Source organism: Streptomyces sp. NPDC015345 (genome assembly GCF_043078805.1).
Taxonomy (GTDB): domain Bacteria; phylum Actinomycetota; class Actinomycetes; order Streptomycetales; family Streptomycetaceae; genus Streptomyces.
The window spans coordinates 111,634-119,483 of record NZ_JBIBTX010000001.1; the positions used below are offsets into that span (position 1 = coordinate 111,634).

Annotated in this window: 8 protein-coding genes; all 8 read left to right on the forward strand. The window is 71.2% G+C overall.

Annotated elements, in window-relative coordinates:
* The first annotated feature begins 86 nt into the window (after window positions 1-86).
* The 8 genes from ACF062_RS00560 to ACF062_RS00595 all read left to right on the forward strand — a co-directional run bounded on the left by ACF062_RS00560 (window position 87) and on the right by ACF062_RS00595 (window position 7,716).
* Window positions 87-896: an NAD-dependent epimerase/dehydratase family protein gene (locus ACF062_RS00560; protein WP_392133843.1), complete on the forward strand. Its 810-nt coding sequence runs from the start codon at window positions 87-89 to the stop codon at window positions 894-896.
* Between the two features lie 235 nt (window positions 897-1,131).
* A complete protein-coding gene (locus ACF062_RS00565; RefSeq protein WP_392133846.1) occupies window positions 1,132-1,902 on the forward strand; it encodes a DeoR/GlpR family DNA-binding transcription regulator in 771 nt (256 codons plus the stop codon).
* 90 nt (window positions 1,903-1,992) lie between these two features.
* Window positions 1,993-3,360: an ABC transporter substrate-binding protein gene (locus ACF062_RS00570; protein ID WP_392133849.1), complete on the forward strand. Its 1,368-nt coding sequence runs from the start codon at window positions 1,993-1,995 to the stop codon at window positions 3,358-3,360.
* Window positions 3,357-4,313, forward strand: coding sequence for a carbohydrate ABC transporter permease (locus ACF062_RS00575; RefSeq protein WP_392133852.1), 957 nt, complete (start codon window positions 3,357-3,359; stop codon window positions 4,311-4,313). The genes ACF062_RS00570 and ACF062_RS00575 overlap by 4 nt, the downstream gene beginning before the upstream one ends.
* Window positions 4,313-5,143, forward strand: coding sequence for a carbohydrate ABC transporter permease (locus ACF062_RS00580; protein ID WP_392133855.1), 831 nt, complete (start codon window positions 4,313-4,315; stop codon window positions 5,141-5,143). The genes ACF062_RS00575 and ACF062_RS00580 overlap by 1 nt, the downstream gene beginning before the upstream one ends.
* On the forward strand, window positions 5,140-6,129 hold the full coding sequence (locus ACF062_RS00585) for a zinc-dependent alcohol dehydrogenase family protein (RefSeq protein ID WP_392133858.1): 990 nt from the start codon (window positions 5,140-5,142) through the stop codon (window positions 6,127-6,129). The genes ACF062_RS00580 and ACF062_RS00585 overlap by 4 nt, the downstream gene beginning before the upstream one ends.
* 59 nt (window positions 6,130-6,188) lie before the next feature.
* Window positions 6,189-6,410 carry a hypothetical protein gene (locus tag ACF062_RS00590; RefSeq protein ID WP_392133861.1) on the forward strand — a complete coding sequence of 74 codons (222 nt, stop codon included), beginning with the start codon at window positions 6,189-6,191 and terminating at the stop codon, window positions 6,408-6,410.
* A gap of 88 nt (window positions 6,411-6,498) precedes the next feature.
* On the forward strand, window positions 6,499-7,716 hold the full coding sequence (locus ACF062_RS00595; RefSeq protein ID WP_392136390.1) for a TerD family protein: 1,218 nt from the start codon (window positions 6,499-6,501) through the stop codon (window positions 7,714-7,716).
* The last annotated feature ends 134 nt before the right edge of the window (window positions 7,717-7,850 follow it).

Consider the following 7,850-nt stretch of genomic DNA (forward strand, 5'->3'; position numbering starts at 1 on the left):
TTGACGGGGTGCGATCACGATCCCTAGGTTGTCTACGGATGTGAATTCTGTACGTCCATACATACGGCCGCACGAGGAGACCCCGCATGCCCGCTCCCCGCACCGTCCTGCTCACCGGCGCCGCAGGCGGCCTCGGCACGCTGATGCGCGGGCACCTGCCGGCCCACGGCCACGATCTGCGCCTGCTCGACATGCGCGCCATCGAGGGCGAGCCGGACGCGCTCGTCGCCGACCTCGCGGACCGCGAGGCACTGCGCGAGGCCGTCCGCGGGGTCGACGCGATCCTCCATCTGGCGGGCATCTCCCTGGAGTCCACCTTCGACAGAATCCTCAAGGCCAACATCGAAGGGACGTACAACCTCTACGAGGCGGCCCGCGAGGAAGGCGTGCGGCGGATCGTCCTCGCCTCCTCCAACCACGCGGTGGGGTTCACGCCCCGCCCGCAGGGCGACGACCCGCTGATCCCGGTCGACACCCCGCGCCGCCCCGACACGTTCTACGGCCTGTCGAAGTCCTTCGGCGAGGACCTCGCGCAGTTCTACTGGGACAAGCACGGCATCGAGACCGTCTCGGTCCGCATCGGCTCGTGCTTCCCCGAGCCGTCGAACGTACGGATGCTGTCGGTGTGGATGAGCCCCGCCGATGGCGCGCGGCTCTTCCACGCGGCGCTCACCGCCGAGGACGTCGGGCACACCGTCGTCTACGGCTCGTCCGCCAACACCCGCCTGTGGTGGGACCTCTCCTCGGCGCGCGCCCTCGGCTACGAACCGCGGGACGACTCCGAGCGGTACGCGGCCAAGCTCATCGCCGAGCAGGGCGAACTGGACCCCGGCAACCCCGACCACGCCCACCTGGGCGGCCACTTCTGCACCCGCCCCCCGGTGTGGCCGCACTGACCCCCGGCCCCGCCCCGGGCGCCAAACGGGCGGCGGGCACCCCTGAAACGGGCACGGCCGCCGCCCGCGCCCCAGGCCGCCGCCCCGCCGAACGGGCACAAACGGGCAGCATCGCGTCCGCTGCGCACCTGGTCACCTCCCTGCCCGCGCTGTAGAACTTCCCCACAGGCCCGAACGGGCAGGCCCCGACCCGGGGCTTCGACCAGGGGAATGGCCAGGGGAAGGGGTGGCGCCGATGACCGCGGAGGAACGTCAGCGGCGGATCGTCGACGCGGCCCGCCACTCCGGCTCCGTCGACGTGACGGCGCTCGCCGCCCAGCTCGGCGTCGCGAAGGAGACCGTCCGCCGCGATCTGCGCGCCCTGGAGGACCACGGCCTGGTCCGCCGCACCCATGGCGGCGCCTATCCCGTGGAGAGCGCGGGCTTCGAGACCACCCTCGCCTTCCGCACCACCATGCACGTGCCGGAGAAGCGGCGCATCGCCGCCGCCGCGGCCGAACTGCTCGGCGACGCCGAGACCGTCTTCGTCGACGAGGGGTTCACGCCCCAGCTGATCGCCGAGGCGCTGCCGGGCGCCGCGGCGGGGCGCCCGCTGACCGTGGTCACCGCCTCGCTCGCCGCCGCGGGCGCCCTCGCGGAGGCCGAGCACGTCACCGTGCTGCTGCTCGGCGGGCGGGTCCGGCCGGGCACGCTCGCCACCGTCGACCACTGGACGACCAAGATGCTGGCCGGGTTCGTCATCGACCTGGCGTACATCGGCGCCAACGGCATCTCCCGCGAGCACGGCCTGACGACGCCCGACCCGGCGGTGAGCGAGGTCAAGGCGCAGGCGATCAGGGCCTCGCGGCGCACCGTCTTCCTCGGCGTGCACACCAAGTTCGGCGCGACGAGCTTCTGCCGGTTCGCGGGCGTCGCCGACCTGGACGCGATCGTCACGAGCAGCCGCCTGCCCGCCTCGGAGGCGCACCGCTACTCCCTCCTCGGCCCCCAGGTCATCCGCGCCTGACCGCTCCCCGCCACGCGGCGCACCGCGCCTCCACACGCCGTGGCATGCCCGGAACATCCGTAATCCTCCCCCTACGTCCAGGAGCAATTCATGCGAACCCCGAGCCGACGACGAAGGCCGCGCGCGCTCGCCGCGGCCGCCGCAGGGACGCTGCTCACCCCGCTGCTCGCCGGCTGCTGGACCGGTGCGGGCGGGGCCGGTTCAGGCGACTCCCTGAACGTCCTCATGGTGAACAACCCGCAGATGCTTCAGCTGCGCAAGCTCACCGCCGCCCACTTCACCGAGGAGACGGGCATCAAGGTGAACTTCACCGTCCTGCCCGAGAACGACGTCCGCGACAAGATCAGCCAGGACTTCGCCAACCAGGCGGGGCAGTACGACGTCGCCACCCTGAGCAACTACGAGATACCGATCTACGCCAGGAACGGCTGGCTGCACGAGGTCGGTTCCTACGCCCGCGAGGACACCGCGTACGACGAGAAGGACATCCTGCCGCCCATGAGGCAGTCCCTCACCGGAGAGGACGGCAAGCTCTACGGGCAGCCCTTCTACGGAGAGTCGTCCTTCCTGATGTACCGCAAGGACGTCTTCAAGAAGGCGGGCCTGACCATGCCCGAGCACCCCACCTGGCAGCAGGTGGCGGACCTCGCCGCCCGGGTGGACGGCGAGGAGCCGGGGATGAAGGGCATCTGCCTGCGCGGCCTGCCCGGCTGGGGCGAGGTGATGGCCCCGCTGACGACCGTGGTGAACACCTTCGGGGGCACCTGGTTCGACAAGGACTGGAAGGCCCGTCTGAGCGCCCCCGAGTTCAAGAAGGCGACCCGCTTCTACGTGGACCTCGTGCGCGAGCACGGCCAGGCCGGGGCCGCCCAGTCCGGTTATGCCGAGTGCCTCAACAACCTCACCCAGGGCAAGACCGCCATGTGGTACGACGCGACGGCCGCCGCCGGTTCACTGGAGTCCGCCAAGTCCCCGGTCAAGGGCAAGATCGGCTATGTGCCCGCCCCGGTGGTGCGGACGAACAGCTCCGGGTGGCTCTACACGTGGGCCTGGGGCATGCAGAAGGCCTCGCGGAACCCGGACAAGGCCTGGAAGTTCATCTCCTGGGCGTCCGGCAAGGAGTACGAGAGGCTCGTCGGCGAGAAGGCCGGCTGGTCGAACGTCCCCGCCGGCAAACGCGCCTCGACGTACGCGAATCCCGCCTACCGCAAGGAAGCCGCCGCCTTCCAGGGCGTCACCCGCGCCGCCATCGAGGGCGCCAGGCCCCGCGACCCCGGCGTGCAGCCCCGGCCCGCGCCCGGCATCCAGTTCGTCGGCATCCCCGAGTTCACCGACCTCGGCACCAAGGTCTCCCAGGAGATCAGCGCGGCCATCGCCGGGCGCCAGTCCGTCGACGCGGCCCTGGACACCTCCCAGCGGCTCGCCGAGAAGATCTCCGAGGAGTACGAGGGACGATGACCGCCACAGCCTCCGGCACCGCTCCCGTCGGCCACGCGCGCGTGCCCGCCGCCAACCCTCCCGGCACCCCGGGCCGGCTGCGCGCCTGGGCCACCAGGGCGCCCCTGCTGCCCGCCCTGATCTTCATGATCACCGTGACCCAGCTGCCGTTCGTGGCCACCTTGGTGATCTCCTTCTTCGACTGGAACGCCCTCTACCCGAACGCCCGCAGCTTCACCTGGTTCGCCAACTACTCCGAGGTCCTCACCGACCCCGACCTGCGCGAGTCCGTCCTGACCACGATCCTGCTCACGGTCTCCGTCGTCCTCGCGAGCCTGGTCCTCGGGCTCGTCCTCGCGCTGCTCCTCAACCGGCGGTTCAAGGGGCGCGGGCTCGTGCGCACGCTCCTGATCGCGCCGTTCCTGCTGGTGCCGGTGGCCGCCGCGCTGCTGTGGAAGCACGTGCTCTACAACCCCGAGTACGGCCTTCTCAACGGCCTCCTGCACTGGGCCGGCGGGGACGATGCCGCACAGCCCGACTGGATCTCGGACACCCCGCTGCTGGCTGTCGAGGCCTCCCTGGTGTGGCAGTGGACGCCCTTCATGATGCTGATCCTGCTCGCGGGGCTGCAGAGCCGTGACCCCCAGCTGATCGAGGCGGCCCGCATGGACGGGGCAGGCGACTGGCAGGTCTTCCGCCATCTGACCCTGCCCCACCTGCGCCGCTACCTCGAACTGGGCGCGCTGCTCGGCTCGGTCTACATCGTGCAGAACTTCGACGCCGTCTTCACGCTCACCTCGGGCGGTCTCGGCACCGCCAACCTGCCCTACACCGTCTACCAGAGCTTCTACCAGGCGCACGAGAACGGCCTGGCCTCCGCGGCCGGGGTGCTCGTCGTCATCGGCTCGGTCATCATCGCGACCTTCGCGCTGCGGGTCGTCTCGTCCCTCTTCCGTGAGGAGGTGTCCCGCTGATGAGTGCCGTACGCACCAGGGGAGCCGTCCTGGGGCTCGTCGCCTGGCTCGCCGGGATCCTGTTCTTCCTGCCCATCGCCTGGATGACGCTGACCTCCTTCCACTCGGAGGAGGACGCCGCCACCAACCCGCCCTCGGTCGCCGCCTCGCTCACCCTGGACGGCTACCGCGAGTTCTTCGGCGCGGGCGGCGGCGCGAGCCCCTGGCCCGCGCTCATCAACTCGACCGTGGCGTCGCTCGCCTCGACCCTGTGCGTGCTCGTGCTGGCCCTGCCCGCCGCGTACGCCCTGTCCATCAGGCCCGTGAAGAAGTGGACGGACGTGCTCTTCTTCTTCCTGTCCACGAAGATGCTGCCGGTGGTGGCGGGCCTGCTGCCGCTCTACCTCTTCGCCAAGAACACCGGCCTGCTCGACAACATCTGGCTGCTCGTCATCCTCTACACCTCGATGAACCTGCCGATCGCGGTGTGGATGATGCAGTCCTTCCTCGCCGAGGTGCCCAGAGCGGTCATCGAGGCCGCGCAGATCGACGGGGCGCGGCTGCCCACCGTCCTCGCGCGCGTGGTGGCGCCCATCGCGCTGCCCGGCATCGCCGCGACCTCCCTGATCTGCTTCATCTTCAGCTGGAACGAACTGCTCTTCGCGCGGGTGCTCACGGGCGTCGTCGCCCAGACCGCACCCGTCTTCCTGACCGGCTTCATCACCAGCCAGGGCCTGTTCCTGGCGAAGGTGTGCGCCGCGTCGCTCGTGATCTCCCTGCCGGTGCTCGCCGCGGGGTTCGCCGCCCAGGACAAGCTGGTCCAGGGCCTGTCGTTGGGAGCCGTGAAATGAAGGCCGCGATCGTCGAGTCGGTGGGCAAGGTCGTCGTCGGTGAGGTGCCCGACCCGACGCCGGGGCCCCGCGAGGTCGTCGTGGAGGTCGCCGCCTGCGGCCTGTGCGGCACCGATCTGCACATCCGCCAGGGCGAGTTCGCGCCGACGCTGCCGGTGGTGCCCGGCCACGAGTTCGCCGGCACCGTCGTCGCCCTCGGCCGTGACGTGAGCGAACTGGCGGCCGGTGACCGGGTCGCCGTGGATCCCTCGCTGCACTGCCACGAGTGCCGCTACTGCCGGGCCGGGCGGGGCAACCTGTGCGAGCGGTGGGCCGCCATCGGGGTGACCACGGCGGGCGGGGCCGCCCAGTACGCGGCGGCGCCCGCCGCCAACTGCGTACGCCTGCCCGATCACGTACGCACCCAGGACGCGGCCCTCATCGAACCGCTGTCCTGCGCGGTGCGCGGCTACGACGTCCTCCGGTCGAGGCTCGGTGCGCACGTCCTGATCTACGGCTCGGGGACGATGGGCCTGATGATGCTGGAGCTCGCCAAGCGGACCGGCGCGGCGAGCGTCGACGTGGTCGACCTCAACCCGCGGCGGCTGGCGACGGCGCAGCGGCTCGGTGTCTCGGCGGCGGCGGCCGGTGCCGATGAGCTGGACCGGCCGGGCGGCTGGGACGTCGTGATCGACGCGACGGGCAACGCGGCCGCCATCCAGGACGGCCTGGACCGGGTCGCCAAGGCGGGCACGTTCCTCCAGTTCGGCGTCGCCGACTACGCCACGCGCGTCACCGTCGACCCGTACCGCATCTACAACCAGGAGATCACCATCACCGGTTCGATGGCCGTCCTGCACAGCTACGAGCGGGCGGCCGAGCTGTTCGCGGCGGGGGTGCTCGACCCGGAGGTGTTCATCAGCGACCGGCTGCCGCTGGACGACTATCCGCGGGCGCTGGACCAGTTCGCGGCAGGGGTGGGACGGAAGATCGTCGTCGTGCCGTGATCCGCGCGGCCCGGTAATCCGGTACCGGCCGGGCGCGGCCGGAGCATACGCTCCCGGCCATGCCGAGACCTCATGGATTCACCTACGAACAGCGCGCCGACGGCAGCGTCGTCATCACCCATGGCGCACGCGCCGCCGGGACGCTGCGCGGCCCCCGCGCCGAGCGGTTCATCGCCGAGCTCGCGGGCGGGGACCCGCAGCTGGTGATGGCCCGCTGGACCGGCGACTACAAGCGGGGCAACGAGAAGGCGGCGCGGGCCCATCCGCGCAACCGCGGCTGAGGAGCGTCGCCCCGCATGGCCGGGAAAAACCTTGCCCGGGTAAGGGAACGGTAAAGCGGGGTCGTTCGTTACCCCTGGCATGACAGCTATGACCCCCGGCTCGAACATCCCGCTGACCGCCGCCCGCGTGGCGGTGGACGTCGCCGCTCCGGTGCGGCTCGACGTATCGGGCCTGCTGCTCACCGCCGACGGCAAGGTGCGCTCCGACGACGACTTCATCTTCTTCAACCAGCCCTCGGGGCCCGGTGTGACGTACCAGTCGGGTGGTGGCACGACCCCCGACAAGATCACCGTGGACACGGCCGCCGTGCCGTCCGGCATCGAGAAGATCGTCGTGACCGCGAGTCCGGACGCGGCGGGCCAGAGCTTCCAGGGCATCGAGCCCACCGCCACCATTCGCAACGCGGACGACGGTTCCGTGCTCGCCACCTTCACCCCGCCGCAGCTCGGCACCGAGACGGCCCTGGTGATCGTCGAGATCTACCTGCGCAACGGCGCGTGGAAGGCCCGCGCGGTCGGCCAGGGGTATGCGAACGGCCTGGCCGGCATCGCCACGGACTTCGGCGTCTCGGTCGAGGAGCCCGCCCCGGCCCCGGCCGCCGCGCCCGCCGCCCCGATGGCTCCTCCGGCGGGGCAGCCGGTCCAGGGGCCGCCCCCGCCGGTGGCCGACCCGCGTCAGGCCGCGCCCGCCGCTCCCCCGGCCCCCGCCGCGCCCGCCCCCGGCGCCGGGAAGATCAACCTGGACAAGGGCCGGGTCAGCCTCCAGAAGAACCAGACGGTGTCCCTGGTCAAGGGCGGCAAGCCGCTGCTCTCCCAGGTCAAGATGGGCCTCGGCTGGGAGCCCGCGTTCCGTGGCAAGGACATCGACCTGGACGCCTCCGTCATCGCGTACGGCCCGAACCGCAACCACGTCGACAGCTGCTACTTCGGCAAGCTCTCGATCGTGAACGGCGCGATCAAGCACTCCGGTGACAACCTCACGGGCGAGGGCGGCGGTGACGACGAGGTGATCGTCGTCGACCTCGGCCGCCTCCCCCAGGACGTCACGGGCCTGGTCTTCACGGTGAACTCGTTCTCCGGCCAGAAGTTCACGGAGGTCGCGAAGGCCTACTGCCGTCTGATGGACGCGGCAACCGGCGAGGAGCTGGTCCGCTTCGACCTGACCAACGCCGAGGCGCAGACCGGCGTCATGATGGCCAAGCTGATCAAGCAGTTCACCGGCGAGTGGGAAATGACCGGCATGGGGCAGTTCGTGAAGTCCCGTACGGTCCGTGGCATGGTGAAGCCCGCGGCCCAGGCGCTGTAGGCGGATATGCGTGAGGGGCGGGGGGCCCCCCCGCCCGGCCCCCCCCCCCCCCCCGGTGTGGGGTCAGGGGATACGGGCGTCCACCCTTGCGCGCGAGGGGTAGGGACACCGGAAACCTCCCCTCCCGCCCCCGC